Source organism: Streptomyces hazeniae (assembly GCF_031845485.1).
Taxonomy (GTDB): Bacteria; Actinomycetota; Actinomycetes; order Streptomycetales; family Streptomycetaceae; genus Streptomyces; species Streptomyces hazeniae.
Genome location: NZ_JAVREQ010000240.1, coordinates 1 through 401, shown reverse-complemented (window position 1 = coordinate 401; position 401 = coordinate 1). Strand labels below are relative to the sequence as shown.

Below are 401 nucleotides of genomic sequence, written 5' to 3'. Positions count from 1 at the left end.
GGACTTGGTGCCGCCGTAGATCTCACCGGACTGGAAGACCAGGCCACGGCGTTTCGCCAGGTTCGCAACGGTATCGATGATGGATGCCACGGTGCATCAGCGTAGCGACCAGCCCGCCGCCGGCGATAATCCGCCGCGACCGCGGGGGCGGTTGACATGCAACATCGCGCATGTATTCTGGCCGGTAATGGAAACGATTTCCAATATCACGGTAAATCAACACGACGACGCCCACGAGCACAACGCCGCCCCGGCGTCGGAAATGCCGTCGCGTGAGGTCCTCGACACCGCAGGCGAGCTGCTGCGTGCGCTGGCCGCGCCGCTGCGGATCGCCATCGTCCTGCAGCTGCAACAGTCCCAGCGCTGCGTCCACGAATTGGTCGACGCACTCGCCGTGCCGC

Annotated in this window: 1 pseudogene; it reads left to right on the top strand. The window is 64.8% G+C overall.

The window, feature by feature from the left end:
- Nucleotides 1-187: 187 nt before the first annotated feature.
- Nucleotides 188-401 (top strand): annotated as a pseudogene (locus RM572_RS29525) (hypothetical protein); the annotation flags it as partial.